This window comes from Hymenobacter sp. BRD128, assembly GCF_013256625.1.
In the GTDB taxonomy this organism is placed as follows: domain Bacteria; phylum Bacteroidota; class Bacteroidia; order Cytophagales; family Hymenobacteraceae; genus Hymenobacter.
In genome coordinates this window covers 4,031,917-4,058,662 of sequence record NZ_CP053908.1, presented here as the reverse complement: position 1 = coordinate 4,058,662, position 26,746 = coordinate 4,031,917, and the positions used below count along the sequence as shown (strand labels likewise).

The following is a 26,746-nucleotide window of genomic DNA, read 5'->3' as shown; positions in this document are numbered from 1 at the left end:
TGCGCGCTAGTTGCGCTCCTTGATAAAGTCCTGGTTGGCCCTAAACCACGACAGCGTCCGTTTCAGGCCCTCGCGGATGCGCACCTGCGGGGCGTACCCTAGCCGGGTTTCGGCCTTGGTAATGTCGGCCAGCGAGTCGCGGATATCGCCGGCGCGGTTGGGACCGAACTTGGGCTCCAGGTTGGAGTGGGCTTCTTCACGCAGGATGTCGTACATCTGCACCAGCGAGGTGCGGTCGCCGACGGCGATGTTGTATACCTGGTTCACGGCCTCGGGATTCTGCGTGAGTGCGGCCCGGATGTTGGCCTGCACGGCGTTGGCCACGAAGGTAAAGTCGCGGGTCTGGCCACCGTCGCCGTTGAGCGTGGGTGCGCTGTTTTCCAGAATGGCGTCGATGAAGAGCGGGATTACGGCCGCGTAGGCCCCGCCGGGGTCCTGGCGCGGGCCGAAGATATTGAAGTAGCGCAGGCCGATAATCTCCATGCCGTAGGTGCGGGCAAACACGTCGGCGTAGAGCTCGTTGGCGTACTTCGTTACGGCGTAGGGCGAGAGCGGCTTGCCGATGCGGTCCTCCACCTTGGGCAGGCCAGGGTGGTCGCCGTAGGTCGAGCTGCTGGCCGCGTACACGAAGCGCTTAATGCCGGCTTCTTTGGCCGCAAACAGCATTTTCACGAAGCCGCCCACGTTTACCTCGTCGGTCGTAACGGGGTCGTTGATAGAGCGCGGCACCGACCCTAGCGCGGCCTGGTGCAGTACAATGTCGATGCCCGCGCAGGCGCGGGCGCAGGCCTCGCGGTCGCGGATATCGCCTTCCTGCACTTCCAGCGCGGCGTTGCCTTCAAACAGGCGCAGGTTTTTGCGGAAGCCGTTGGAGAAATTGTCCAGCACCCGCACCTTTTTGGCGCCGTGCTTCAGCAGGTATTCAACCAGGTTGGAGCCAATAAAGCCGGCCCCGCCGGTGACGAGAAAGCTCAGCTCAGTAATGGGCTGGTCGGTAAAGGGAGTTTCGTACATAAAGCTGTTTTGGCATTGCGAGCGCAACGAAGTGGAGCGCGGCAATCTTTCCTTAATCGTTGTTAATCGTTTGGTTGCCCCTGCTGCCAGAGAGGAAAGCTTGCTGCGCTCCACTTCGTTGCGCTCGCAATGACACACGATTTTAGGCTGACTACCAGCCTAGCGGTTGCCGTACTGCTTCTGGTTGTAGTCCTGGTAGGCGCCGCTGGTCACGTTATCGAGCCATTCCTGGTTGGCCAGGTACCAATCTACGGTCTGGCTCAGGCCCTGCTCGAAGGTCACGCTCGGCTTCCAGCCCAGCTCATTCATGATTTTGCTGGAGTCGATGGCATAGCGCATGTCGTGGCCGGCGCGGTCGGTGACGAAAGTGATGAGCTGGCGCGAGGTGCCGGCCGGCTGGCCGGTTTTCTCGTCCACTACATCGCAGAGCAGCTCGATGAGCTTCAGGTTCTGCCACTCGTTTACGCCGCCGATGTTGTAGGTGTCGCCCAGCTTACCTTGGTGAAACACCGCGTCGATGGCCGTAGCGTGGTCTTTCACGAAAAGCCAGTCGCGCACATTTTCACCCTTGCCATACACGGGCACTTTCTGGCCGGTGCGCAGGCGGTGAATGGCTAGCGGGATGAGCTTTTCGGGAAAGTGGTTGGGGCCGTAGTTGTTTGAGCAGTTGCTCAGCTTAATCGGCAGGCCGTAGGTGTGGTACCAGGCGCGCACAAAGTGGTCGGAGCTGGCCTTGGAAGCCGAGTAGGGCGAGCGGGGGTCATAGGAAGTTTCTTCGGTAAACAGCTCGGGGCCGAAGTCGAGCGAGCCGTATACCTCGTCGGTGCTGACGTGGTAAAACGTATGGCCTTCAAAGCCGTTGGGCTTCCAGAGGTTTTTGGCCGCGTTCAACAGATACACGGTACCCAGCACATTGGTGCGCACAAAAGCCAGCGGGTCGGTGATGCTGCGGTCGACGTGGCTCTCGGCCGCGAGGTGAATCACGGCATCGGGCTCCTCGGTAGCAAACAGCTGGTCAACGAATGCCTGGTCGGCAATGTCGCCCTTGATGAACTTGTAGTTCGGCGCGTGTTCAATATCGCGCAGGTTTTCCAGGTTGCCCGCGTAGGTGAGCGCGTCCAGATTCAGAATCTGGTACCCGGGGTATTTGGTCACGAACAGGCGCACCACGTGCGAACCAATGAAGCCGGCCCCGCCGGTAATGAGAATTTTCATAAAACGTTTGTCATCTTTGAGCTAGCGTCCGCGCAGCGAAGGACCTTACCACACTCGACTGGCTTGGGTTACTAAATCTGACGAACGCAGCCGTGATAAGATGCTTCCTTCGTCAGCCTGGCAATTACTTGCCCAACGTTTCCTGCCATTTCCAGGCGCTGGCCAGCGAGTCGAACAGGGAGGTCGTAGTCTTAAAGTCCAGCACCTCGGCCGATTTTGTAGCGTCGGCGTAGATGGCGGGCACGTCGCCGGGGCGGCGCGGGCCGATTACGTAGTTAAGTTTCTGGCCGCTAGCCTGCTCGAAGGTCTTCACGACTTCGAGCACCGTATTGCCGTGGCCGGTACCCACGTTGAAGGTTTCGACCGCGTCGCTGGCCTTGCGGTCGAGCAGGCGCTGCACGGCCACGATATGGGCCTTAGCCAAGTCTACCACGTGGATGTAGTCGCGCACGTTGGTGCCGTCGGGCGTGTCATAGTCGTTGCCGAAAATAGTCAGCTTCTCGCGCAAACCGGCCGCCGTTTGCGTGATGAAGGGCACCAGGTTGTTGGGCACCCCTAGCGGCAGCTCGCCAATCTTGGCCGACGCGTGCGCCCCGATGGGGTTGAAGTAGCGCAGCAAAATGGTGTGCACCTTGTTGTCGGGCGCGCCGGCCGCGTCGTGCACGATGTCTTCGCACATCTGCTTGGTGCGGCCGTAGGGCGAGCTAGCGGGCTTGGTGGGCGTGGCCTCGGTCACAGGCAGGTGGTCGGGCACGCCGTAGACGGTGCACGACGACGAAAATACCAGATTCTCAACCTTCTTTTCCTGCATCACCTGCAAGAGCGTGATGAGCGAGCCCACGTTGTTGTGGAAGTAGGCTAGCGGCTTCTGCACCGACTCGCCCACCGCCTTGAAAGCCGCGAAGTGAATGACGCCGGCAATGTTGCCCTCGGCCTTAAATACCTGGCGCAGCGCCTCGGCATCGCCGCAGTCGATGCGGTGGCACGGCACCTCACGGCCCAGAATGGCCTGGATGCCCGCCAGCGCCGACTCCTGCGAGTTGCTGAAATTATCGATGATAATCGGCTCGTAGCCCGCCTGCGCCAGCTCGACTACGGTGTGCGAGCCGATGTAGCCGGCCCCGCCGGTAACCAGAATTTTGCTCATAGCTAACTCGTTTTTCATTGATGGTTTTCGTTACCGTTTCGCGTTTCTGCCCAGGCCGAAAACGAAAAACTGCTACCGCAAAACCGGCTTACAGGCTCCAGTAGTGGAGTTCTTCCATCGGCTTGGTGCGATACAAGCCCTTGATGTCAACCAGCACGGCATTGTCGGCCGTGATGGACCGGAAGTACGCCTCGTCCTTTTCCAGGTAGGGCTTGTGGCTCACGGCCACAATCACGGCATCGTAGTCCTTGCGGATTTTATCGGGTGCGGTAAGGCGGAAGCCGTACTCGTGGTGCAATTCATCGGAGTTGGCGTGCGGGTCCACGATGTCCACATTCACCGAGAAGTTTTTCAGCTCCTGAATCACATCGGCCACCTTCGAGTTGCGGATGTCCTCCACGTTTTCCTTAAAGGTTGCGCCCATCACCAGCACGCGGCTCTTGGCCACATCCTTGCCGCGCTTAATCATCATCTGCACCGTTTTGCGGGCGATGTAGGCCCCCATGTTGTCGTTGGTGGTGCGGCCGCTCAAAATAACCTTGGCATCGTAGCCCAGCTCTTTGGCCTTGTAAGTCAGGTAGTAGGGGTCCACGCCGATGCAGTGGCCGCCCACCAAGCCGGGGCTGAACTTGAGGAAGTTCCACTTGGTGCCGGCGGCTTCGAGCACCTCGTAGGTGTTGATGTTCATGCGGTCGAAAATCATCGACAGCTCGTTCATCAGGGCGATGTTGACGTCGCGCTGGGTGTTTTCGATAATCTTGGCGGCCTCGGCCACCTGAATGCTGCTGGCGCGGTGCACACCGGCCTTCACCACCAGTTCGTAGACTTTGGCGATGGTGTCGAGGCTCTCGTCGTCGCAGCCAGCCACCACCTTTACAATGCTCGTGAGGGTGTGCTCCTTGTCGCCGGGGTTGATGCGCTCGGGCGAATAGCCGACCTTAAAATCGCCCTTGGCGAAGCTCAGGCCCGAGAATTTCTCCATCACCGGAATGCAGTCCTCCTCGGTGCAGCCGGGGTACACGGTGCTTTCAAACACCACGTAATCACCCTTCTTCAGCACCTTGCCCACCGAGCCCGAGGCGCCGAGCAGCGGCTTGAGGTCGGGCTGGGCGTGCTCGTCGATGGGCGTAGGCACGGCCACGATAAAGAACTTGGCCTCGCGCAGCACGTCGAGCGAGTCGGTAAACGTGATGTCGGTACCCGCAAAGGCCGAGCTGTCGAGCTCGCCGCTAGGGTCCTGGTGGTTGCGCATCATCTCCACGCGGCCCGCGTTGATGTCGAAGCCGATAACCGAGAGTTGCTTGGCAAATTCGAGGGCGATGGGCAGGCCCACGTAGCCGAGGCCAATCACGGCCAGCTTGGCTTCTTTGCGGAGGAGTTCGTCGTACACTTCTTTAGAGTTAGGAGTTAGTAATTATGAGTTATGAGTTGGCCGTTAGCGAGATAACTTCTTCACTCACAATTGACACCGATTTTTTATCGGGGCTAAGCAGGTACTGTTCGCCCGTTTCGGGGCAGCTGGCCCGGCCACTTTCGTCGAAGGCTAGCCGGTGGCCGGCGGCGCTCAGCCAGCCGTGCTGCCGGGCGGGCGTGCCGTAGACGAGCGCATGGGCCGGAACGTTGCGCGTGACGACGCTGCCGGCGCCCACAAACGCGTAGCGCCCGAGCCGCACGCCGCACACCACGGTCGCATTGGCCCCGATGCTGACGCCCTGCTCCAAGTACGTAGGCTGGTAGTGGCCAGCCCCCGGCGCGGCACGGCGGCGCGCGGGTTTTTCACGTTGGTAAATACCACCGAGGGGCCCAGAAAAACGTCGTCTTCGCACACCACGCCTGCGTAGAGGCTCACGTTGTTTTGCACCTTCACGTTGCGGCCCAGCGTCACCCCATCGGCCACAAACACGTTTTGGCCCAGCGAGCAGCTTTCGCCCAGCACCGCCCCCGCCGCCAGGTGGCAAAAGTGCCAGATGCGACTGCCCGCCCCCACGCGGCAGCCCGCGTCGAGCACGGCGGTGGGGTGAGCGTAGAAATCGGCAGCGGGTTCGGCCACGGGTCGGGAAAAAGCAATTGCGCCTGCAAAGGTAACAGGCCGGGCGGGGTTGGGCGGACGGGGCGTATTTTTGAAAAGCAAAAGCTTCCGGGCCCTAACTACCTGCTTTTATGGGGCTGCCCGCTTTCAAAATCGACGCGCCCGGCTGCGTATCGCCCGAGGACTATCTACGCCTGGAGGCGGAAACGAAGCGCCCAGCGCGTGCAGGTGCTCAATGCCAGCCCCGATTTGTCGGCGGTGTGCGGGGAAGCGGAGTTTAATCGAACCAAGACGCCCGAAAACCCGCTTAACCCCACGCTTACCGCGGAAGTGCCATGCTGCCGCTGGCCGCCCTTTACCGCGGCGTGCCGCTGGAAGGCTAGCCCGCTGGTGCTAGGGCCGCCACGAGGCCGCCGAGTCGGGCGGGGCAAACTGCCGGGCCAGTAGTACTACCCGGGCATCTTCATAGAGCACGCGGTAGCTGGGGTCGGCGCAGAGCTGCGCGGCGGCACGCTTGCCCTCGGCCGGCGAGAGCGGCCAGGCACCGCGCTCGTCAGGCTCGCGCAGCAGGGCCACGAGCCGGGCCGTGCGCAGCACCGGAAACAGAAACAAGTTGCGCCGGTCGGTGAGATGCGGCACCAGGGTCGAGGAAGCGCTGAGCGGCACTCCGGCCGGCACCCTGGCCAGCGCCGCCCGCAGCGCCGCACGGTCGGCATAAGCCGGGCGGTAATGGCTGCCAATGAGAAAGTTGGTGGTGCTGCGGTCGTACCAGGTGCTGCGCCTGGTATAGAGCGTGACCACCGTAAAGAGCACCACGCCGGCCAGCGCCCAGAGCCAGCGGTGAGCGCTGGCCGGGCGGCGGCTAGCCAGGGCATCGGCCACGGCCAGGGTCAGCACCGGCGCTATCTCGACGGAGTACTGATAGTTAATTCCCCAAAAGCCGGCATCATTGGCCAATACTTTCTGGCCAATGATGGGCACCAGCATGAGCGCATACCAGGGGCGGCGCGGCAGCGCCCAGCCGCCCGAAAGCAGCAGGCCCACCCACAGCTCCAGCTTGATGTAGTCGTAGGCCGTATCGGGCAGCGTGTTGGTGAAGAGCACGTTCCAGAGCACGCCGGGGTGCGTGAGCAGGTGCCCGGCAATGCCCGGCAGCGAGGAGCCGAACTGGCCGTAGCGGGCGAGCTGGGTATAGGGCCGGTGAGTAGTATCGAGGGCCGGCATGAGGTAGCGCGTCACCGCTACGAAGTAGCCCAGCGCCAGTACCACGCCTACAGCGGCCCGCCACACCACCGCCCGGCGCGGCCAGTGCTGCCAGGCCAGCCCCAGCAGCACAAAGGCTAGCCACAGCGCCAGGTTTTCTTTGCTGAGTACGCTGAAAGCCGCCGCTAGCCCCGCCCGGCCCCAGCGCCCCTGGGCCACCCAGCGGGCCAGCCAGGGCAGGACCATCGCGACCAGCACATTATCGTGAAAATCGAACCCTAGCGCCGAGAAAAGCGCCCATTGGCTGCCCAGAAAAGCCAGCGCCCAGTTGGCCAGCGCCTCGCTAGCCCCCACCGAGCGGGCATAGCGCCGGGCACCTTCCAGCCCCACCAGCAGCGCCCCGATTTGCAGCAGCAGCAGGGCCCACACCGGGCCCACCAAGTAGTAGAGCGGCACCGCCAGGGCCGGCGTCAGGCTGAAGTGATTGGCCAGGAAGGCGGTGGGCGGCGCATCGGGTAGCAGCGTAACGCGGGGCGCCCGCAGGTGCGCAAAGTCGGTGACGGCCTGCGCCTCGTAGCCCATATCGAGCGCACCCGTGCGAAAATTCACCTGATTCACCAGCGATACCAGGCTGTAAATCAAGGTAAAAAGCAGCAGCAACGCGAGTTGCGGTCGGACGCGCAGGGCAGGGAGAGCAGTAGCAGGCATAGGCACGGGTAGAAGGCAGCAAGCAATAGCGTTGCTATTGACTCACTGGCTGCTGGTGGCAACGGCGCTTCAAAGTTGGGGCTGAAGTGCAGGCGATGCTGGCAGTTGGTGGCGCGGCCAAGCTTATTGCCTGCCGCTAGGTGGCAACGCGCGGTCGATATAGGGCCAATAATGGACCTCAAGTGCCCGACAGCCGCCCTACCTTTGTCACAGGTCTTTTACCTAGCAAGCTCTTTTTTATGCACCTCGCATTTTCTACTCAGTTAGCCAGATTATTCACCTTTTCGGCGCTCGGCCTAGGACTTCTACTCGGCAGCGGCTGCTCCAAAACTAGTGCGGAGGAGAAAGACGTATTGACGAGCAACGATTTTGACCACCTCGACGGCTGGGTAGGTGATGTGCCTTCGCTTACTCGCGAAAAGGCCCATTCGGGTGCTTACAGCATCGTAGTGCAGCCCGGCATAGAGTACGGACTGGGCTACAGCAACCCGCTGGGGCGCCTTAGCACGATGCGGCCCGATAAAATTCGCATTAGCGCCTGGGTAATGCGCACCGGCGACCAGAACGCGGCTAAGCTGGTGGCGGAGATAAAAGACCCGGCTACCGGCGCCAAAGCCCTGTGGGAGGCCATCGACCTGGGCAAGGAAGTGCCGAAGCTCAATGAGTGGAAGCACATTGAGCATGTAATTACGGTGCCACCAACCGTGTCGGCTACCAGCCGCATCATGGTGTATATGTGGGGCGCCGGGGCAGGCCAGCCCACTTACCTCGATGACCTCACGCTGAGCCAAGTAGCTAAGTAAATCAGCGCGCCAGCCAGGCCTTATCTGGGGCCGCGCCGCGGGCCGAGGGGCTAGCGGCGGCACCCGTTACCGTATCCGATGAAATCTCTGTTAGTGGTTTTGTTTACGCTCGTCCTGGCGTTGGTGGTCGTAAACAAAACCGCCAAATGGGACCACGCCGACGTGCTGGTCTGGGATACGGCCGGCTACTACCAGTACCTGCCCAGCCAGTTTATCTACCACGACCAGGGCAACGGCACCTACACGGCCTACGCCCGGCAGCAGTACCGCCCCGAGCTGGATAATCGCTACGTGCTTATTGCTGCCCCCAACGGCGGGCACGTCATCAAGTATCCGCTAGGAATGAGTCTGTTCTACGCGCCTGCCTTTTGGGTAGCGCACGGCCTAGCCCTAGCGGGCGCAACGAGCAGGCCCGACGGCTTTTCTTCATCCTACCAGCACGCTATTCAACTCGGCAGCCTATTATGGGCCATGCTGGGGCTGTGGGTGTTGCGGGGCGTGCTGCGGCGCTACTTTGATGACCTGACTACGGCGGCGACGCTGCTGGCTATCGGGCTGGGCACCAACTTCTTCTGCTACGCCAGCTACGAGTCGCCCATGTCGCACGGCACGTTATTTATGCTCAATGCCGTGCTGCTGGGCCTGACGGGGCAGTGGCTAGCCCACTTTCGCCGGCGCGACGCGCTGGGCTTGGGCCTGGTGCTGGGCCTGCTCACGCTGGTGCGCTTTACCGAAGCCTGGAACGTGCTGGTGCCGGCCCTGTGGGGGCTGACTTCGGGGGCGGCGGTGCGCGGCCGGGCGCGCGACTTGTGGCAGCACAAAGGGCAAGTGGCCCTAGCGGCGGGCGTAGCGGGCGCGCTGCTGCTCGGCCAGCTGCTCTACTGGCACCACTACGGCGGTGCCTGGCACATTGACACTTATCCCGACGAGCACTTCGATTTTGCCCACCCGCACCTACGCGAGGGCCTGTTTAGTATCCGCAAGGGCTGGCTGACTTACTCGCCGCTGATGGGGCTGGCGCTGCTCGGCATCCTGGCGCTGCGCGGGCCGGCGCGGGCGGCCCTGCCGGTGCTGCTGGCGTTGCTGCCGCTGGTGCTGTGGGTCACGTATTCGTGGTGGGACTGGGGCTACGGGGGCAGCTTTGGGGCCCGGCCGCTCATCAGCCTCTACCCGCTGCTGAGCTTGCCCCTGGCGGCGCTGCTGGAGCGGGCCTTCCGGCGGCGCTGGGCCGGGGTGCTACTGGGGGTGCTGCTCGTGCTGGGCGTGGCCCTCAACCAATTGCAGACCTGGCAGTATTACCGCGGTATCCTGCACTGCTGCGACATGACGGCCACCTGGTACCGCGAGCGGTTTTTCTGGCTTGATTGGCCACCAGTCCCGCCCAAGCCAGGCAGCTAATCATCTTTAAGACAAGCGCTTAGCTGCTGCTTATTCGACCCGCACAGATTGACGCTGCCGCACGAGCACCTGGGCCGGGTCGTTCGACTCCAGACTAACGTCCAGCACGTAGGTGCCGGGCTTATCGGGACAATGCAGGGGCAGCACCTGGGTCCAGGCGCCCCGCACATCTACCTCGAGCGGCGAGCTGGTGACTTCGGTTGGCACTTCGTAGGTGGGGTCGAGGATGAAGCGGGTGCTGAGCCGGAGGCTAGCCGGTGCGTTTAAGCCAGCGTGTAGGAGCTGGCCGGCCGGGGCAGTGAGCCGCACCACCACGGTGCGCGCGCGGCTAGCCCGCAGCGCGCGCGGAATCTCCACTATCTGCAGCTTAGTGGCTTGAGCTACGGCGGCCAGGTAGGGCGCCGCGTCGGGGCCAGCCGGGGGGCTGGTGACCAGCAGGCGATAAGGCGTGGCTGGCAGGCGGAAATACCGGGCTGGTAGCTCCGGCAGCGGGCTCGTATCCCAGGGACCGAGAAATAAGTTGTTGTTTTGGCCAGCGGCTAGCTTCTCGGCCTCCGGCACAATAAGCACGGTGCGCGCCGAGTCGGGGCTAGGCAGCGTGCTTACCAGCATCGACTCGTAGGCGGCGGCCCACAGTGTACCGTTGGTGGCGCGCTGGTTGTGCGGGTCGGCGGTGGCCTCGCCCATTATGAATTTGCGCTCCGGAAACTGCCGGGTATAATTCAGCACCCGCGTCAGCCAGCGCTGGTGCTGCACGTAGGGCTCGCTCAAGTGCTGGATGAAGCCTAGCCGGGCCAGCATCACCACCGTGAGCACTAGCGCCGCCGCCCGGCTGCTCGCCGGCCGCGCCAGCAAAGCGGGCAGCACCTCCACGCAAAACGGGATGAGCAAGGCCACGGCCAGCGGCAGCAGCAGGTTTTCAAAATACACCAAGTCCTGCTCGCCCGGGTACGAGGTGCACACAATGGCCAGGTACACGGTGCCGAACGCCACCAGCCACAACCAGCGCAGCCGCGCGCCGGGCGCGCGGCCGGCCGTGAGCCAGGCCAGGCCGCGCCCGGCGGGCCACAGGTAATATACAGTGAGCAGGCCTAGCAGCACCGGCAGCGCGGCCAGCGTACCCCGGCACATCACCAGCAGCTGCGTAAAGCTTGGGTTGTCAAAAAAATGCAGCAGCGCGCCGATGGTAGGCGTCGTCAGGCGCTGCGCCTCGTAGGAGCCGGGCGGGATGGTAGCGGTGCGGTACCAATACGTGAGCACCGCCAGCAGTATCGGCACATAGTAGAGGCCATCGCGCCACCGCCGATTCAGCAGCCAGTCGTAGACCCATAGAAAGCCGAACGGCAGCAGCATCAGCGGGTGCCCAAAGATGATGACGGGCACCAGGGCAATTAGCGCGATGGTAGAAAACCGGCGGCGCAAGGGCGCCTGCCCACTAATGCCGGCGTAGTAAAACAGCAGGATTGCCAGGCTCTGGGGTAGCTCCGACTGCGCCCAGTAGAAGGTGCGGGCCGCCACCAGCGCGTAGAGCAGCGGCACGGCCAGCGCCACCCGCTCGTTGCGCAGCCACCGGGCGCACAGCCCGAAGATGCCCGCGTAGTACACGGCAAATGACAGCGAATAGAGGCGCAGCAGCACGCCCACCGGCGCATGCAGCCAGGTACCCAATAGCGGCAAGATTTGCGTCAGCCCCGCTACAAAGCGCCGGTTCTGAATAAAAAAATCGCCGTAACGCATGAAGAAAAACAGCTGGTACGCCAGGTCGGCGTAGGCCACCCGCTCCCGCCGATACCAGTCGGCCAAGACGGCCAGCCCCAGCAACACAAACCACCCTAGCCACATCGGCCAGCGCTTCGAAAAATTACGCGCGAGTAACATCAGGCAAAGAGCACGCGGGATAAAGGGAGAAAGCAGCCAACTTAGCAGGGAGCCGGGCCGGCCAAAGATAGACGGGCCTAAACCCGATAGTCGGGGCGCCAGCCTTCGGGCGGCATGGCCTACTTTGCGAGGTCATACACCGCATGAACCTTGCGCCCATCGACCCACTGCTGATACACCTCAAAGTAGAAATAGCGGTCGCGAAAGGCGCGGTAGCCGGGAATGCGGAAGTTGGTGAGAAAGTAATCGGCCTGCTCGGGGGTATCGACGAAGTGCAGACGGTCGCGCTGCGCGGGGGCAGCAGCCACAGGTTTAGCGGAGCGCCGCTAGGGCCGGGCGCGAACACCTTGAGGCTCGGGCGCGCATCGTGAGCCGCCACAAATTCCAGGTCGCGCCGGTAGCCCAGGCCCCAGTAATCCATCTCAAACCGGTGCTCCACGTTGGGGCCAGCCAGTGCATTAAAGTACACGTTTTCAAGCGGATGGGCGCGCACCATCTCGACCGCGACAAACCCTAAGCTCAAGGCCGTGCCGACGTAGAGCAGCTGGCGCCAGCCAGCCCAGGGCGCCCGCCACCGGGCGGCGGCCACCCACCCACGCAGGGCTAGCAGCAGGAAGGCTGGGTAAATGAAATAGAGCTGCCGCCAGCCATCGTAGAGCACCGAGTGCAACAGAATAACGGCGAGCAGCGGGCCGGCAAAAAACCCCAGAAAAAAAACATCCTGCATCCCCTGCTCATCGGCCCACAGGCGCCAGTGCTGCCGCAGCAGCTGGTAGCCCGCTAGCCCCAGCCCCAGCAGCGCGGCGGCCAGGTAGAGCACGGGCGTGGTAATACCCAGCCACACCAGCGCATAGTGCCAGGGCAAATCGGTAGCGTGAATGTCGGCGCCGTTATAGAGTACCGTGCCCGTCCACCGGAACGTGCGCATGTTGTCGAATGCTTCCAGAAAATTTTGCAGCGGCGCCGGCCAGAGGTAGGGCCAGAGCAGCAGCACCAATCCAATAAGCAGGGCACTGTAAATTAATACATTAACGATTAATTGCTTCCAGTAGACCTCCCCGCGCAGCCCGCGCCAGGCTAGCAGCCCCAGCGTGTAGAGTGGCAGCAAAATGCCCATAATCCGCACATCGATGGCCAGCGCGCAGGCTAGCGCGTGCCAGGCCGCCCGCCCCGGCGTGGGGCGCAGCAGAAAGCGCACGCCCGTGTTCATGGCAATAGCAAACAAGGCCATGAACACCGCATCCTTGTCATTATAAAACGACTCGGCAAACAGCCTCGGCGACAGCAGCAGCCACAGCGCGGCCAGCAGCCCCAGGCGCCAATCGCGAAAGCGCCGCGCCGCCAGCTGATACACGGCCACTAGGCCCCCAAAACACACCAAAAAGGTGCACAGGTGCCGAAACAGGTACTTATCGCCCGCGTCGGTAATAGCGAATAGCTGCTCCAGTAAGCTCACCGGCGTCTCAAACACGACGCCGTAGTCGCGGTCCTTATACTCAGCCAGGGGAGTGGTGAAGGGCGCAAAATCGGGGTGGCTGGCTACCCAGTCCGGGGCTAGCGGCTCGGCCAGGTGCCGGAGCGTAACCATGCCGTTGTCGCGGCTTATCTGCTCATCAATGGAGATGCCATAATCGGTAAACAGCAGCAGGCCCAGGCCTAGCACCAGCGCGAAAAAGGCCGGCATCAGCCAGCGCCGGGCCGGCGAGGTTGCGGTCAGATTTATCATTTAATCCTGGTGGTAGTGCTGCACGAAATAGAGCGGGCGGTTTTGGTTTTCGCGGTAAATGCGGAAGACGTACTCGCCCATTATGCCCAAAAAAAGCAGCTGAATAGAGCCCAGAAAATACAAGCTCAGGCCCAGCGACGACCAGCCCAGCATAGCCACGCCGCGCAGCTTGCTGATTACCACGTACATGCCGGCTAGCATAAACACGATGATGCCGAGCAGTCCGGTGTAGAGGCAGATTTTAATGGGCAGGTCGGAGAAGGAAAACAGCGCATCGAGGGCCAGGGCAAACAGGCGCTGGTACGACATCTTGGGCAGGGTGCCATCGGGCCTGGCCTCGCGGGCGTAGGGCAGGCTCACCTGCCGAAAGCCGATGAAAGAGCGCAGGCCGGGCAGGTAGCGGTTTTTTTCCTGCAAGGACAGAAACGCCGTGAGCGCCCGGCGGTTCAGCATCGAGAAGTTGCCGACGTTATCGGCCTCCCGCAGCCGGGAAAAGTTGCGGAAGATGCCATGAAAGCTTTTAATGAGCAATTGGCGACCCCAGCCCTCGGCGCGGTCGGTGCGCTGGCCATATACCACGTCGCAGGTATCGTAGCGCAGCAACTCCCACATGCGCGGCAGCAGCTCGGGCGGGTCCTGGAGGTCGCCGTCCATCATGGCCACAAACTGGCCCTGGGCCGCGTGCAGGCCGGCCGTGTAGGCCGCCTGGTGCCCAAAGTTGCGCGAAAGGCACAGCACCTTAAGCCGGGGCTCGGCGGCGCGCAGGGCTAGCAGCCGGGCCAGGGTACGGTCGCGGCTGCCATCATCGACGCAGATAAGCTCAAAGTCTGGGGTCACCGCTGCCAGGGCCGCCAGGCACCGGGCCACCAGCGTATCAATCAAATCTTCCTCGTTATAGACCGGAATAACGACCGAAAGGAGCGGAACAGGCATAGCCGTAAAGGTATAGCCCCTGCGCTGGAACGCCCAAGCTAAGCTGCTGGCAATATATTTGCCGGCCCCACCGCCGCATTTTGCGGTCGGCCCCCGCTTCTTTCTCCGCTCATGTCAGCTCTTACCAACGACGCAACCCACTATATCGGCGACGAGCTGGCGCTCTTTGAGCACGCCACGCGCTGGAAAGCCTACTATGGCGCCCGCCTGCGGCCTTTTTTGAAAGGCCGGGTGCTGGAAGTTGGCGCCGGCATTGGGGGCACCACGCGCACCCTCTGCGATGGCAGCCAGGCCGACTGGCTGTGCCTGGAGCCCGACGCGGCCTTGGCGGGCCGCATCGCCGAGCTGCTGCGCGCCCACGAGCTGCCCGCCTGCTGCCGCCTGCACGTAGGCGTGCTCGACGACCTGCCCGCTAGCGAGGGCTTGTTCGACGCCATTCTGTATATTGATGTGATTGAGCACATTGAGGATGACGCGGCCGAGCTACGGCGGGCCTATGACCGTTTGGCACCCGGTGGGGCCATTCTCATCGTGGTGCCGGCCCACCAGTGGCTGTTCAGTCCATTCGACCAAGCTATTGGGCATTTTCGGCGCTACTCGCGGCCTATGCTGCGGCGGGTGTTGCCGGCCGGCAGCCGCATCCAGCAATTACTTTACCTCGATAGCGTGGGCCTACTGGCCTCGGCGGCTAATAAGCTACTGCTGCGCCAAACCTACCCCACGCTAGCCCAGATAAAATTTTGGGACAGCACGATAGTACCCGTGTCGCGCCTGGCCGACCGCGTGACGGGCTTTGCGCTAGGCAAGTCGGTGTTGGCCGTGGTGCAAAAACCCTGATTCCAAGCCTGCTAGCCGCCCAGCAGCCCGTACTTAAGAATGCAGAAAATGGCTCGAAAACCATCGCGCCAGCCTATTTTCTTGCCCTCGGCGTAGGTGCGGCCGTAGTAGCTGATGCCTACTTCGTAGATGCGCACATTGGGCACCCTGGCCACCTTGGCCGTCACCTCGGGCTCGAAGCCGAAACGCTTTTCTACCAGATTCATATTCTGAATAATATCGCGCCGGAAGAGTTTGTAGCAGGTTTCCATGTCGGTCAGGTTCAGGTCAGTGACCATGTTTGACAGGAAAGTGAGGATGGCGTTGCCGATGCTGTGCCAGAAAAACAGGATGCGATGCGGCTGCCCACCCATGAAGCGCGAGCCATAGACCACGTCGGCAAAGCCCTTGAGAATAGGCTTGAGCAACAGGTTATACTCCTCGGGGTCGTATTCGAGGTCGGCATCCTGAATGATGACGTAGTCGCCGGTAGCCGCCCGAATGCCGGTGTGCAATGCCGCCCCTTTGCCTTGATTTACCGCGTGTTCCATCAGTCGCAGGTTCAGCTCGGGATAGGTGGCCGCGTACTGCCGGATAACCTCGCCCGAGTTATCCGTCGAGCAGTCGTTGACCAGGATTATCTCCTTGGCAATATCTTGGGTAAGGCGCAGCCCGCGCAGCAAATCCAGAATCTGGTGGATGGTCCGCGCCTCGTTGTAAACGGGCACCACAATGGACAGGGTGTCGAATTTAACCAAAATCGTAAGCGGATTAAGCCGGCCAAAGATAGCCGCGCGCCAGCCATACGCACCCGCCAGCCCCCAAATCGGGCTTACATTTGGCGCAGTGTGCCCCATCGCTTTCCCAAGTTTAACCATGCGATTTTCTACTGCTTGCCGGCTGCTTTGCTTCCCGGCTTTTGGGCTGCTGAGTGCCTGCGGCGGCCCTGGCCCCACCGCGCCCGACGCGGCCGTGCTCATGGACAACGACTTTGAGCACAGCGCCGGCTGGGGCGGCGTGGCGCAGCCCTCGCTCACTACGGCCAAAGCCCACGGCGGGCGCGTGGCCGTGCTGGCTAGCCCCGAAGTGCCGTTCAGCTACACCTTTGCGCGCACCCTGGAGGAGCTTAGCCCTGGTAAGGTGCCGCAGCAGCTGGAGCTTACGGGCTGGGTGCTGCGCACGGCAGCCGGCAGCACGGCCCGCCTCGTGGTGCAGGTCGATGCCAGCCCGACCGACGAAACGCGGGTCTTTTACACCGCCTTGCCGGTGGCCGAGGCCGTGCCCAAGTTTGGCGAGTGGACGGCCGTGAAGCTGCCCTTTACCCTGCCCGCCACGGCCGCCGGCGCCAACCGCCTCAAGGTGTATTTGTGGAACGACGCCGGCACCTCGCCTACTTACCTCGACGACGTGGCGCTGCGGCGCGTGGGACCCTAGCGGCCGTTTTTCTTTCGCTTTTTTCGATTCGCTTTCGCTATGCCTGCTCGCTCGCTGGCTTCTCCCGCCGCGCGGGCCCCTTGGTCGCTGGGGGCGCTGCTGGTGCTGTTTATTCTGATGGTGCAGGTGCGCCTGTGGGTGCCCTATTGGGACACGCACAACGTGCTGGCCATCCTGAGCTGGGACTCGATGGGGTATTACCTCTACCTGCCGGCCCACTTTATTTACCACGACCTGGGGCACCAGGCCTTCGTGGCCGACATCATGCGCGAGTACGGGCCCAGCAGCTCGTTTTACCAGGCCTTTCAGGTGCCGGGCGCGCCCGCCGGGCAGCTCGTGATGAAGTACACGATGGGCCTGGCCGTGCTCGAAACGCCGTTTTTCTGGCTGGGGCACTGGGCGGCGGGCTGGCTAGGCTATCCGCAGGATGGCTTTTCGGCGCCCTACCAGGTGGCCATTGCCTTCGGCGGCATGCTCTACGCGCTGCTGGGCATGGGGCTGCTGCGCCGGGTGCTGCTGCGCTACTATCCCGATGCGGTGGTGGCCCTGGTGCTCGTGACGCTGCTGCTGGGCTCCAATTTTCTGGAGTACGCGGTGTTCGACGTGGCCATGACCCACAACTACCTCTTTGCCGGCTACGCGCTGCTGCTGTGGCTTACGGTGCGCTGGCACGAGCGGCCGAGCCGGGCGGGTGCCTTCGCCATCGGGCTCACGCTGGGGCTGCTGGTGCTCATCCGGCCCTCCGAGGCGGTGGCGGCGGTGGTGCCGGTGCTGTGGGGCGTGGGTAGCCTGGCCGCCGCCCGCCAGAAGCTGGCGCTGCTGCGCCAGCGCTGGCCCGATGTGGCGCTGCTGGCCCTGGGCGGCCTGCTGGGCGCGCTACCACAGGCGCTGTACTGGCACTGGGCCACGGGGCACTGGCTGTTTTACAGCTACGGCGACCAGCACTTTAGCTTTCTGAAGCCGCATTTACTGAAAGTGCTGTTCAGCTTCCGCAAGGGCTGGCTGGTGTATTCGCCGTTGTTAATTTTAGTGCTGGCGGGCTTCGGGCCGCTGTGGCGGCGGCACCGGGGGCTGGCCGTGCCGGCGCTAGCCTATTTCCTGCTGAATCTGTGGGTGGTGTCGGCCTGGGACATCTGGTGGTATGGCGGCAGCCTGGGGCAGCGGGCGCTGGTGCAGAGCTACGCCGTGCTGGGCCTGCCCTGGGCGGCGGCCGTGGCCTGGGTGCTGGCGCCCGGCCGGGCGCGGCTGTGGCAGGCCACGGCGGCCGTGGCAACCGTGCTGCTCATCGACCTCAACCTCTTGCAACACTGGCAAATACAAAACGCCATTATCGACGCCGAGGACATGAACCGGCGCTATTACTTCGCCATCTTTGGCAAAATATCGCCCACTCAGGCCGACTATGCGCAGCTCGACGTGCCGGCTAGCCTGCCCCGCGCCGAGCGCCACTACCGGCCCCGCTCGCTGGGCAAGCTCGACTTCGACCAGCTGCCCGCCGATGCTGCCACCGGCATCAGCGCCGGGCAGGGCTACTACAGCCGGCAGTCGTTTCACGCCGACGGGAGCCACGCCTATAGTCCGGCTTTCACGGTGGCACTGGGGGCCGCCGGCTTGCACGGCGGCGAGTACGTGCGCGCCGCCTGCCGGGTATTCTCCGACTACGGTGCCTGGGGCAACAAGCTGGTAATGAGCGTAGAGCGCAACGGCCAGAACCTGGCCTGGTACGGCGCCCGCCTCCAGAACCCCGGCTGCCGGAACCTTACCTGGAACCACATCTACTTCGACGCGCCCCTGCCCGCCGACGTGCTGCCCACCGACGTGCTCAAGGTGTACACCCTCAACGAAAACGGCGCCGGCTGCTTCGTCGATGACGTGGAAGCCACGGCGATGGAGGAAAAATCAGAGTGAGTAGTGAGCTATAAAACCCGGCTGTCATTGCGAGCCGGCGAAATAATGATAGCCAAGTTGCTACTCACCAGCTATTTCCCCGGCTTCAGCACCACGTAATCGCCAACGTAATCGGGCACCACCTGCTCGACGTAGCCGGCCGGCAGCAGCCAGCGTTGCAGCAGCTGATGCGCCGGCTGGCCTTTTTGCGCGGGGTACACCACGAATATCGCCGCCGGGTAGCGCTGCCGGAACGCCCGCACCTCGGCCGGCGTGGGCGCGGGCCGGAGGGCCAATGAATCGGGGTGCTCCTGGGCTAGCAGCAGCGTGCGCAGCACTGGCTCGTGGGCAAAGGCCGCAAACGTGGCAGCCGGCACCCGCGAGAGGTAGCCGCCGCGCAGCGCTTTGCCGTGCACAGTCTGGTAAAACAGCTCCTGCGCATCCATGTGGCCCACTTGCCGGTAGCCGTCGAGCAGTCCCAGCGGAATGGGAAATACGACCGGGCTGGCGCTGGCAGCCACCACGCGGTAAGCCGTGGGCACGTCGGCCGCCCGGATGAGCGGGTAGGCCGTGGGCTGAAACTCGACCAGCACGCCCAGCAGCAGCGCCCCGGCCACCACCCAGCGGCCGGCCGCCGGCCAGCGCCGCAGCCAACCATCGAGGCCAATGCTGGCCGCCAGCGGCAGCAGCAGCGAAGCCAGCATGACGTAGCGCACGGGGCAGCGAATGTTGTTGATAAACGGCACAAAGTGCACGATGCTCGTGGGCATCCGCAGCAGGTCTTTACCCTGCCAGCGCAGCTCGGGCATGGTGAGCAGCACAAACAGCGCCAGCAAAAACCAGAACGGCCGGGTTTCGGCGGGCGGGCGGGGCGCGGCGGCGGGGCGCCGCCACGCCGCTACTGCCAGCCCCAGCGCCAGCAGCGGCAGCAGATAACCCAAAAACGACACATTCTCGGTAGAAGCCGGATTATGGAAGCGCGGGCTTTGCCAGAGAGCCCGCGTGGCGGGGGTGGCTAGCCAGCGGCTGCCATTGGGCGGCACCACGTAGCCGGCCAGGTCGCCGCCCCACCACACGCCCGCCTTATCGTCGAGCCCAACCAGCGCCAGGCCCCGCGAAATGAAGTGCCCTAGCACGAAAATCGCCACCAGCGCCGCCCAGGGCTGCCAGCGCCGCCAGCTGATAGCGCCCAGCCGCCAGGCCCACCACGCGGCGTAGCCCGCCGAAAACCACAGCAGGCCCGCTAGGGTGTAATAATCACTCAGCAAGGTTATTAGCAATAAAAAAATGGCCCACGCCACCTGCTGCCGGCTGCGCACGCGCGGCACCCAGCGGCCCGGCTCAAAAGTCAGCCCGTCCAGAAACGCCATGATATAGAAAGGCACGGTGGCCGTAAGCAGCACGTGGTAGTGCTCGGGCCAATGCGCCAGCTTGAAGGGCGAAAACGCGAACGCGAACCCCACCAGCCCACACAGCAGCGGCTGCCGCACCCAGCGCCCAGCCAGCCGCGCTGCCCCTACGCCGCTCAGCACGAAGCTCAGCAGCAGGCCCAGGTTCACGGCCCAGAACTCCTGGTGCAGCGCCAGGTTGAGCACCCCCAGCACCGGCGTGTAGGTGTGCAGCCACAGGCTGGTGCCCTGCGGGTAGAGCAGCAGCGGCGTATAAAATGGATTGTGGCCGGCCGCCGCCTGGCGCTGAAAATTCCAGACGTTCCAGATGTACTGGTTGGCGTCGCTGTGCGGATTGCCCACGAAGGCCGTGCTCCACTCGCGCCCCAGCGGCCACGAAAACCAGCCATACAGCGCCGCGTAGGCTAGCCCGGCCAGCAGCAGGCCGCGCCCGCGCAGGGTGTTAGTGGGGCTGGCAGAAGGGAAATTTGGCATTCCAGAAAGGGGCTAGCCACCCGGCCCGGCCCCAACAAAAGTAGCCGTAGCGCGGTAGCTAGCTTTGCGCTTATCTCCTTTTCGCCGTTAGCCATGCCCGTCGCCCGTCCCTTCAATTTTCAGCAGTGGATTGCTGAGCACCGCCATTTGCTGAAGCCGCCCGTGGGCAACCAGCAGGTTTTCAAGGATAACAAAGACTTTATCGTGATGGTGGTGGGCGGCCCCAACGCCCGCAAGGACTACCACGTGGATGAGGGCGAGGAGCTATTCTGGCAGCTCGAAGGTGAGATGACCGTCAAGATTATCGAGGATGGCCGGCCGGTAGACATCATTATCGGCCCCGGCGATATGTTTCTGCTGCCGCCCGGTGTGCCGCACTCGCCGCGCCGCCCGGCCGGCACCGTGGGCCTGGTGCTGGAGCGCTACCGCACGGCCGGCGAGCTCGACGGCTTCCAGTGGTACTGCGAAAACTGCGGCCACAAGCTTTACGAGGAATACGCCGAGATTACCGACATCGTGGCCCAGCTGCCGCCCATTATGGACCGCTTCTGGGCCAACGATGACCTGCGCACCTGCAAGGTATGCGGCACGTACATGGAGGCCCCGGCTAAGGTGGGGTAAGAATCCAGAAAAAATCGCCTCACATAACAAGTCTTGTGAGGCAGCAGCTATATCTCAACTGCTTCTTGAGCAGTCGAAAAGCGTGGCAGTTTTCCACCACAAGTAGTTGATTGACTATTACTTCTGACGCCTACCAGGTCGCTGGTGGCGCCACCTCTACTTGGTGCAGGCTCCTCAATAAGTCGCCTACCGCCCGCTCGATGGCCTCTTTTACCATCGTCGCGGTACGCGCGCTGCTGTCTTCCATCGTCGTGGTCAGACTTTGTCCCGGCTCGCTATGGCGCGTACTGGCGGTGCGGGTAGCGTAGCTGTTGCGCAGCCAGAACGCAATGCCTTCCGCGGCATATTGCCCCCCTGAAAGCCGCGCACCGCCCCAAAGTCGGTAAATTCCACGCGGTAGCGGCCGGGCCGCGCTTCAATGCGGAAGCGGAACCACAGGGGCACCGTGCTTTTAACTGTTCCGTTTGGGCGCCGCCCCTGGGCCTGCGTGTAGCCGCTGCCGAGCAGCAGATGGCGCGAAGCGTCTTCCAATTGCAGTACCTGGTGGGTATCCTCGAAGGTGAGGGCGACCCATTCGCGGGCGCGGGCGTACAGCTCGTCGGCCGAGGCCCCCGCTACGACCTCCACCCGTTGGTAGCGCAGGGCCTGCACCAAACTATCGGCCCTGGCCGGAGGAGCAGTAGCGAAGACGGCGGGCGCTTCCTGCGCCCAACTGGCAACTGGCACCAGCCAGCCCAGAAGCAGAAGTAACCAATAGCTTTTCATAAGCCCTAAAATACAGGTGATACCCAGCCTAGCTGATGAAGTCCTGTGCTCCTAGCTTAGAGAGGCCTGGCTATTTCCTGGCGATAGCGCTTGACGCTGGCGCGGCTGATGCCAGTCAGGGTAACAATCTCCGCGACCGATACCCCCTTAGCCAGCCCCTTCACCACCTTAGCGGCCTTCTCCGTGTCATGCCTAGCCGGCCCAGGTACTCGCCCTGCTGCTTGGCCAGGGCAATACCCGCCAAACTCTTCTGCTGGTTATTCTCGCGCCCATGCTGATTGAAGGACGAGAACACCCCCAATAACCATCTTGCCGGCTGGCGTGCGCGAGTTGCTGCCCAGTTCGAGAGCGCGGAAGTGCACCCCGCGAGAGAAATGTGAACCGCGGCGCGGCGGCCGGCTGGTATCTTTGCGGGCCGCTTTTATGGGCTTTCGCATGAAAAAACTTGGATTGCTGCTGTTGCTGGCTTTGCCAGCGCTGGCGCAGAAAAAAGGGCCGTCCCTGGCGCGGCCCAAGCTGGTGGTGGGCATCGTAGTAGACCAGATGCGCTACGACTACCTCTACCGCTACTGGGATAAGCTGGGCAGCGGGGGCTTTAAGCGTTTGTTAGGCGAAGGATTTAGCTACGAGAGCTGCCACTACAACTACGTGCCTACCTACACCGGGCCGGGCCACACGAGCGTGTTTACGGGCACCACGCCGGCCACCCACGGCATTGTGGGCAATAACTGGTTTGAGCGCGAAACGGGCAAAGTCACTTACGTCACCGACGACAAAACTGTGCAGGCCGTGGGCGGCACCGCAGCGGCCGGCCAGATGTCGCCGCGCCACAACCTGTCGACCACCATCACCGACGAGCTACGGCTAGCCACCAATTTTCAGAGCAAGGTGATTGGGGTGTGCATTAAAGACCGGGGCAGCATCCTGCCCGCCGGCCACGCCGCCAACGCCGCCTACTGGTACGATGGCACCAATGGCGGCTTTATTACGAGCACTTTCTACACTCCGGCCCTGCCCGAGTGGGTCGCTAAGTTTAACGCCGCCGGCCACGCCGCCGAGTACCTGGCCCAGCCTTGGAACACGCTGCTGCCCATTGCCGAGTACACCGAAAGCACGCCCGACGACGTGCCCTGGGAATCCGCCTTTAAGGGCGAGGCCAAGCCGGTTTTTCCGCACGACCTGCCTAGCCTGAGCGCCGTGCCCCCGGCCGCCGTCAAGGCCACCGAAAAGGCCTCGGGCGAGAAACAGCCAGCCGCGCCCACGCGCAACCTCGACCTCATTCGCTCGACGCCCTTCGGCAACTCGCTCACCGCTGACTTTGCCCTCGAAGCCTTGCGCCAGGAGCAGTTGGGCCAGCGCGGCTTCACCGATTTTCTGACCCTGAGCTTTAGCAGCACCGACTACGTGGGCCACCAGTTTGGCACCACGGCCATCGAAACCGAGGACACGTACCTGCGCCTCGACCGCGACCTGGCCAGGGTGCTCGATGCCTTCGACCGGCAGGTGGGCAAGGGCCAGGCGCTCGTGTTTCTGACCGCCGACCATGCCGCCGACCAGGCCGCCGGCTTTCTGGAAGCGCACCACCTGCCGGGCGGCGGCCTGAGCATGGCGGCGCTGCGCGACTCGGTGCAGCGCGCCCTGGTGCACGCCCACGGCCCCGGCCAGTGGATACTCGACTTTGAAAACCAACAGGTTTACCTCAACCGCGACCTGCTGGCCCAGAAAAAGCTGGAAATGGCCAAGGTGCAAAACGAGGTAGCCGAAATCCTGCGCCAGCAGCCGCACATTGCGCAGGCCATCTCGGCCACCGACTTGCAGCGCAACGCCTGGCCGGTGGGCCTGAGCATGTACCAGGCCAACGGCTTCTACGCGCCGCGCTCGGGCGACGTGCTGTTTGTGATGTCACCAGGCTGGCTCGAAGCCTACAGCTACCCCATTATTAAGGGCACCACGCACGGCGTATCCTGGGCCTACGATACCCACGTGCCGCTGCTGTGGTGGGGCTGGCACGTGCCCCACGGCGAGTCGAGCGCCGACGTTAAAATCGTGGACATCGCGCCCACGGTTGCCCGTTATTTGCACATTCAGGAGCCTAGCGGGTGCAGCGGTGCGCCGCTTCAGGAGCTGTTGAAATAGTTATTTCGGCGCTCGCGGACTTTTTTACGTTATTCTGTTTTCCAACTCTCATTCATTCCCCTCCCCTACTTACAGTGGCCCAATTTAACCCCTGGCACGACGTATCGCGCGGCGACAGCCTGCCCCAGACCGTTACCGGCGTCATCGAAATCCCGAAAGGCAGCAAAGGCAAGTACGAGCTCGACAAAGAAAGCGGCCTGCTTAAGCTCGACCGCGTGCTGTTTTCGGCCGTGCACTACCCGGCGGCCTATGGCTTCATTCCCCAAACGTATTGCGACGACAAAGACCCGCTCGACATCCTGGTGCTGTGCTCGGTGGATATTCCGCACATGTGCCTCGTTGAGGCCAAGGTTATTGGCGTGATGCAGATGCTCGACCAGGACGAGGAAGACGACAAAATCATTGCCGTGGCTGCCCACGACGTGAGCGTGAACCACTACAACGAGCTGGCCGACCTGCCGCCCTACATGATGCTCGAAATGCAGCGCTTTTTTGAGGATTATAAAGCCTTGGAAAAAAAGCACGTAGAGGTAAAGCAGTTTTTGGGCCGCGAGGAAGCCTACCGCATCATCAACGACAGCATCAAGCTCTACGAAGAGACGTTTGGCGGCGACAAGAAATAGCCGTAGGCTAGCTCGGCTTTTTACAAAAAGAACGTCATGCTGAGCCCCGCGAAGCATCGCGCTCGCCTCGTTAGTGGTAGCAACCCTAGCGGCGCGGACGCGATGCTTCGCGGGGCTCAGCATGACGTTCTTTAGTTTAACAAGTCGTTTCTGACTTCTTCGTTTCGCGCTCCTAGCTCATGCCCGCCGCCCGCCGCACCCTGCCCCTGCGCCTGCTCGATGCCCTGCTGTTCAGCAGTGTGTGGCTAGCCGCCGCCGCTGCCGCCCAAACGGCGGCTACCCTGCGGCTGTGGCCGGCCCTGGCAGGCAGCGCGGCCGGGCTGCACGTGGTGGTGCTGGTATTTGCGGCCACGCTGCTCACCTATAACCTCGATGCCGCGCTGCCCTTTAAGTACCGGCAGCCGGCTGGCACGTCGGGGCGCAAGGCCTGGCAGCAGCGCCACCGCCCGGCGCTGCTGGCGCTGGCCGGCGCGGCGGCGCTATCGGGTGCTTACCTGCTACTGGCCGATGGCTGGGTGCGTTTTTTGCCGGTGCTGCTGCCGCTGACGGCGCTGGCCATCGGCTACTCGTGGCCGGTGCTGCCGTGGCGGGGCCGCTGGCGGGCCGTGCGCGAGGTGCCACTGCTCAAAGTGTTCCTCATTGCCGGGGTGTGGACGGCCGTGACGGTGGGCCTGCCGGCGCTGGCGCTGCACCAGCCCCTGGCCGCGGTGCCTGGGCTGGCGGGGCAGCGGTTTTGCCTGGTCACGTCCCTGGCCATTGTGTTCGACATCCGCGATTATAGCCGCGACCGTGCCATGGGGTTGCGCACATTTCCGGTGCTGCTGGGCGTGGGCGGGGCCCGGGCCGTATCGCTGGTATTTCTGGCTGGGGCGGTGGTGCTGGGCCTGGCCCGCGAGGCGAGCATGCTGGCGGTGCTGCTGCCGGCCGGGCTCGCCGCTGCCGTAGTGCTGACTGCCAACGAAAGCCGGGGCGACTATTTTTTTGCCCTCGTCACGGATGGGATATTACTGGTGCAGGCGGCGGCCTATTTTGTATTGTAAAGATTTTTCGCCACCAGCACCCTAGCGGCACCGCTAACTTGGCCTGGGCCAGCAACTATCTAAAGCAAAATAGAGTAGCTTTAATAGCAGCCCCACCCCAGCCTCTTGCCGGTTCGCTCATGAACAGCCCTTCTTTTCTGTGCCGCTGCCTGACGGGCAGCTTGCTAGTCCTTGGCTTACTTATCGGCAGCCGGCCGGCCTGTGCCCAACCCCAAAAGCCGGTTGCCCCGCCCGTGCCACCGATGCGCGAGATTGCGCTCGACAGCGTGCGCGCCGTGCCGCAGGCGCTCGACATCACGGGCTGGCTGCTGCTCGACAAGGACATTCAGCTGGAGCTGGGCGGCGCGGTGCAGAATTTGTACAACTTCAAGTTTGACAAAGCCGATAAGCAGTTTCACTCGTTGCAGCGGCGCTACCCGCAGCACCCGATGGCTTATTTTCTGCTGGGCCTGAGCACCTGGTGGCGCATGATGCCCAGCAGCGCCACCGATACCCACTACGACCAGCGCTTTCTGGCTTACCTCGACACGGCCCAGACCCGCGCCGCAGCCCTCTACAAGGCCGATGTGCACAACTACGAGGCCTGTTTTTTTCTATCGGCCGCCTACGGCATGGAGGCCCGCCTGCACGCCGAGCGCCACAACTGGCGCAAAGCCACCGTGGCTAGCCGCCGCGCCCTCATCTACCTCGAAAAAAGTAAGGAAGCCAACAGCTTAAGCAGCGAGTTTCTTTTCGGCGAAGGGTTATTTAACTACTACGCCGTGTGGATAGCCGAGGAGTACAAGTGGCTGCGGCCAGTACTGTTTTTCTTCCCGAAGGGCGACCGTGAGCGTGGGCTGGCCCAGCTGCGGGAAGTGGGCCGCACGGCGTTCTACACCGGTACGGAGGCTAATTTTTTTCTGGTCACTATCCTCAGTAGCAACCGCGAAAAGCAGCTGCCGGCCGCCTACGAGCTGGCCCGGCAGCTCGCCACGCAGTTTCCCGACAACTCCCGCTTTCAGCTCGACTATGCCAAGCTGTGCTTTAAGCTCGGCAAGTTTGAGGAAAGCGAGGCGGCCAGCCTTTCGGTGCTGCACAAGTACGCGGCTGGCCAGGTAGGCTACGAAGCCTACGCGGGCCGGGCGGCCACCTACATTATGGGCTACCTGATGCAATACAAATACCACGACCTGCCCCAGGCCAAAGACTACTACCAGCGCTGCATGGCCTACTCCGAGCAGGCCGGCATGGCCAAGCAAGGCTACTATATTTTTGCCGAAGCCGGGCTGGCCCGGCTGGCCCTGCAAAGCAGCGACCCCGCCTCGGCCCGCCGCTACTACCGCGCCGTGCTTGAGCAAAGCGACACCGGCGAGGCAGAATACCTCGAAGCCCGCGACTGGCTCCGCGAGCATCCGCAATAAGCCAAGTCAACCTTTTATAGCAAGCAAGTATTTTGCGCGTAGCTGGTGCTGCGGCTGCGCGAGCCCAGTGGAGCGGCACCAAGCGTG

23 protein-coding genes are annotated in these 26,746 nt (G+C 62.9%); 10 read left to right on the top strand and 13 right to left on the bottom strand.

What is annotated here, in order from left to right; all coding sequences use genetic code 11:
* Nucleotides 1-6 precede the first annotated feature (6 nt).
* From GKZ68_RS18010 to GKZ68_RS17985, 7 genes are all read right to left on the bottom strand, one after another.
* Nucleotides 7-1,014 (bottom strand): SDR family oxidoreductase, encoded by a 1,008-nt coding sequence (locus tag GKZ68_RS18010; protein WP_173117226.1) that lies wholly within the window; start codon nucleotides 1,012-1,014, stop codon nucleotides 7-9.
* 159 nt (nucleotides 1,015-1,173) lie between these two features.
* Nucleotides 1,174-2,229 (bottom strand): dTDP-glucose 4,6-dehydratase, encoded by a 1,056-nt coding sequence (gene rfbB, locus GKZ68_RS18005; protein ID WP_173117224.1) that lies wholly within the window; start codon nucleotides 2,227-2,229, stop codon nucleotides 1,174-1,176.
* 124 nt (nucleotides 2,230-2,353) lie between these two features.
* The gene (galE, locus tag GKZ68_RS18000) at nucleotides 2,354-3,376 is read right to left on the bottom strand and encodes a UDP-glucose 4-epimerase GalE (protein ID WP_173117222.1); all 1,023 of its coding nucleotides are present in this window, start codon (nucleotides 3,374-3,376) and stop codon (nucleotides 2,354-2,356) included.
* A gap of 88 nt (nucleotides 3,377-3,464) precedes the next feature.
* Nucleotides 3,465-4,766: a nucleotide sugar dehydrogenase gene (locus GKZ68_RS17995; RefSeq protein ID WP_173117220.1), complete on the bottom strand. Its 1,302-nt coding sequence runs from the start codon at nucleotides 4,764-4,766 to the stop codon at nucleotides 3,465-3,467.
* Between the two features lie 31 nt (nucleotides 4,767-4,797).
* Nucleotides 4,798-5,058, bottom strand: coding sequence for a hypothetical protein (locus GKZ68_RS22795; protein WP_367949233.1), 261 nt, complete (start codon nucleotides 5,056-5,058; stop codon nucleotides 4,798-4,800).
* The gene (locus GKZ68_RS22790) at nucleotides 4,941-5,426 is read right to left on the bottom strand and encodes a DapH/DapD/GlmU-related protein (RefSeq protein WP_367949178.1); all 486 of its coding nucleotides are present in this window, start codon (nucleotides 5,424-5,426) and stop codon (nucleotides 4,941-4,943) included. Before GKZ68_RS22790 ends, GKZ68_RS22795 begins: the two co-directional genes overlap by 118 nt.
* 372 nt (nucleotides 5,427-5,798) lie before the next feature.
* Nucleotides 5,799-7,316 (bottom strand): DUF2079 domain-containing protein, encoded by a 1,518-nt coding sequence (locus GKZ68_RS17985; RefSeq protein ID WP_173117218.1) that lies wholly within the window; start codon nucleotides 7,314-7,316, stop codon nucleotides 5,799-5,801.
* 239 nt (nucleotides 7,317-7,555) lie between these two features.
* Between GKZ68_RS17985 and GKZ68_RS17980 the strand changes: the two genes are divergently transcribed.
* Together GKZ68_RS17980 and GKZ68_RS17975 are read left to right on the top strand one after the other, a co-directional pair.
* Complete coding sequence (locus GKZ68_RS17980) at nucleotides 7,556-8,119, top strand: hypothetical protein (RefSeq protein ID WP_173117216.1); 564 nt, start codon at nucleotides 7,556-7,558, stop codon at nucleotides 8,117-8,119.
* 78 nt (nucleotides 8,120-8,197) lie between these two features.
* On the top strand, nucleotides 8,198-9,517 hold the full coding sequence (locus tag GKZ68_RS17975) for a hypothetical protein (RefSeq protein WP_173117214.1): 1,320 nt from the start codon (nucleotides 8,198-8,200) through the stop codon (nucleotides 9,515-9,517).
* Between the two features lie 30 nt (nucleotides 9,518-9,547).
* Here the strand turns inward: GKZ68_RS17975 and GKZ68_RS17970 are convergent, their stop codons facing one another.
* Genes GKZ68_RS17970 through GKZ68_RS17960 form a run of 3 tightly spaced genes read right to left on the bottom strand, consistent with a single transcriptional unit; the run spans nucleotide 9,548 to nucleotide 14,054 of the window.
* Nucleotides 9,548-11,395 (bottom strand): hypothetical protein, encoded by a 1,848-nt coding sequence (locus GKZ68_RS17970; protein WP_173117212.1) that lies wholly within the window; start codon nucleotides 11,393-11,395, stop codon nucleotides 9,548-9,550.
* Nucleotides 11,379-13,121: a hypothetical protein gene (locus GKZ68_RS17965; protein ID WP_173117210.1), complete on the bottom strand. Its 1,743-nt coding sequence runs from the start codon at nucleotides 13,119-13,121 to the stop codon at nucleotides 11,379-11,381. Before GKZ68_RS17965 ends, GKZ68_RS17970 begins: the two co-directional genes overlap by 17 nt.
* Nucleotides 13,122-14,054, bottom strand: coding sequence for a glycosyltransferase family 2 protein (locus GKZ68_RS17960; RefSeq protein WP_173117208.1), 933 nt, complete (start codon nucleotides 14,052-14,054; stop codon nucleotides 13,122-13,124).
* 111 nt (nucleotides 14,055-14,165) lie between these two features.
* On the opposite strand from GKZ68_RS17960, the gene GKZ68_RS17955 reads away from it, so the two are divergent.
* Nucleotides 14,166-14,891, top strand: a complete 726-nt coding sequence (locus tag GKZ68_RS17955; RefSeq protein WP_173117205.1) for a bifunctional 2-polyprenyl-6-hydroxyphenol methylase/3-demethylubiquinol 3-O-methyltransferase UbiG — start codon at nucleotides 14,166-14,168, stop codon at nucleotides 14,889-14,891.
* Nucleotides 14,892-14,902: 11 nt separating this feature from the next.
* Here the strand turns inward: GKZ68_RS17955 and GKZ68_RS17950 are convergent, their stop codons facing one another.
* Nucleotides 14,903-15,628 carry a glycosyltransferase family 2 protein gene (locus tag GKZ68_RS17950; RefSeq protein ID WP_254244060.1) on the bottom strand — a complete coding sequence of 242 codons (726 nt, stop codon included), beginning with the start codon at nucleotides 15,626-15,628 and terminating at the stop codon, nucleotides 14,903-14,905.
* Between the two features lie 118 nt (nucleotides 15,629-15,746).
* Here GKZ68_RS17950 and GKZ68_RS17945 point away from each other — a divergent pair, with 118 nt between their 5' ends.
* Entirely contained in the window at nucleotides 15,747-16,304 is a 558-nt protein-coding gene (locus tag GKZ68_RS17945; RefSeq protein ID WP_173117200.1) for a hypothetical protein, read from the top strand.
* A gap of 39 nt (nucleotides 16,305-16,343) precedes the next feature.
* Complete coding sequence (locus tag GKZ68_RS17940) at nucleotides 16,344-18,212, top strand: hypothetical protein (protein WP_173117199.1); 1,869 nt, start codon at nucleotides 16,344-16,346, stop codon at nucleotides 18,210-18,212.
* A gap of 71 nt (nucleotides 18,213-18,283) precedes the next feature.
* Here GKZ68_RS17940 and GKZ68_RS17935 read toward each other — a convergent pair whose 3' ends face one another.
* Nucleotides 18,284-20,074, bottom strand: a complete 1,791-nt coding sequence (locus tag GKZ68_RS17935; protein WP_173117198.1) for a hypothetical protein — start codon at nucleotides 20,072-20,074, stop codon at nucleotides 18,284-18,286.
* 93 nt (nucleotides 20,075-20,167) lie between these two features.
* Here GKZ68_RS17935 and GKZ68_RS17930 point away from each other — a divergent pair, with 93 nt between their 5' ends.
* Nucleotides 20,168-20,695, top strand: coding sequence for a 3-hydroxyanthranilate 3,4-dioxygenase (locus GKZ68_RS17930; protein WP_173117197.1), 528 nt, complete (start codon nucleotides 20,168-20,170; stop codon nucleotides 20,693-20,695).
* Nucleotides 20,696-20,950: 255 nt separating this feature from the next.
* Here GKZ68_RS17930 and GKZ68_RS17925 read toward each other — a convergent pair whose 3' ends face one another.
* Complete coding sequence (locus tag GKZ68_RS17925) at nucleotides 20,951-21,460, bottom strand: DUF4468 domain-containing protein (RefSeq protein WP_173117196.1); 510 nt, start codon at nucleotides 21,458-21,460, stop codon at nucleotides 20,951-20,953.
* 435 nt (nucleotides 21,461-21,895) lie between these two features.
* On the opposite strand from GKZ68_RS17925, the gene pafA reads away from it, so the two are divergent.
* From pafA to GKZ68_RS17905, 4 genes are all read left to right on the top strand, one after another.
* Nucleotides 21,896-23,596: an alkaline phosphatase PafA gene (gene pafA, locus GKZ68_RS17920; RefSeq protein ID WP_173117195.1), complete on the top strand. Its 1,701-nt coding sequence runs from the start codon at nucleotides 21,896-21,898 to the stop codon at nucleotides 23,594-23,596.
* A gap of 74 nt (nucleotides 23,597-23,670) precedes the next feature.
* Nucleotides 23,671-24,219 (top strand): inorganic diphosphatase, encoded by a 549-nt coding sequence (locus tag GKZ68_RS17915; RefSeq protein ID WP_173117194.1) that lies wholly within the window; start codon nucleotides 23,671-23,673, stop codon nucleotides 24,217-24,219.
* 179 nt (nucleotides 24,220-24,398) lie between these two features.
* Nucleotides 24,399-25,259 (top strand): hypothetical protein, encoded by an 861-nt coding sequence (locus tag GKZ68_RS17910; RefSeq protein WP_173117193.1) that lies wholly within the window; start codon nucleotides 24,399-24,401, stop codon nucleotides 25,257-25,259.
* A gap of 119 nt (nucleotides 25,260-25,378) precedes the next feature.
* Complete coding sequence (locus GKZ68_RS17905; RefSeq protein ID WP_254244059.1) at nucleotides 25,379-26,659, top strand: lipopolysaccharide assembly protein LapB; 1,281 nt, start codon at nucleotides 25,379-25,381, stop codon at nucleotides 26,657-26,659.
* Nucleotides 26,660-26,746 lie beyond the last annotated feature (87 nt).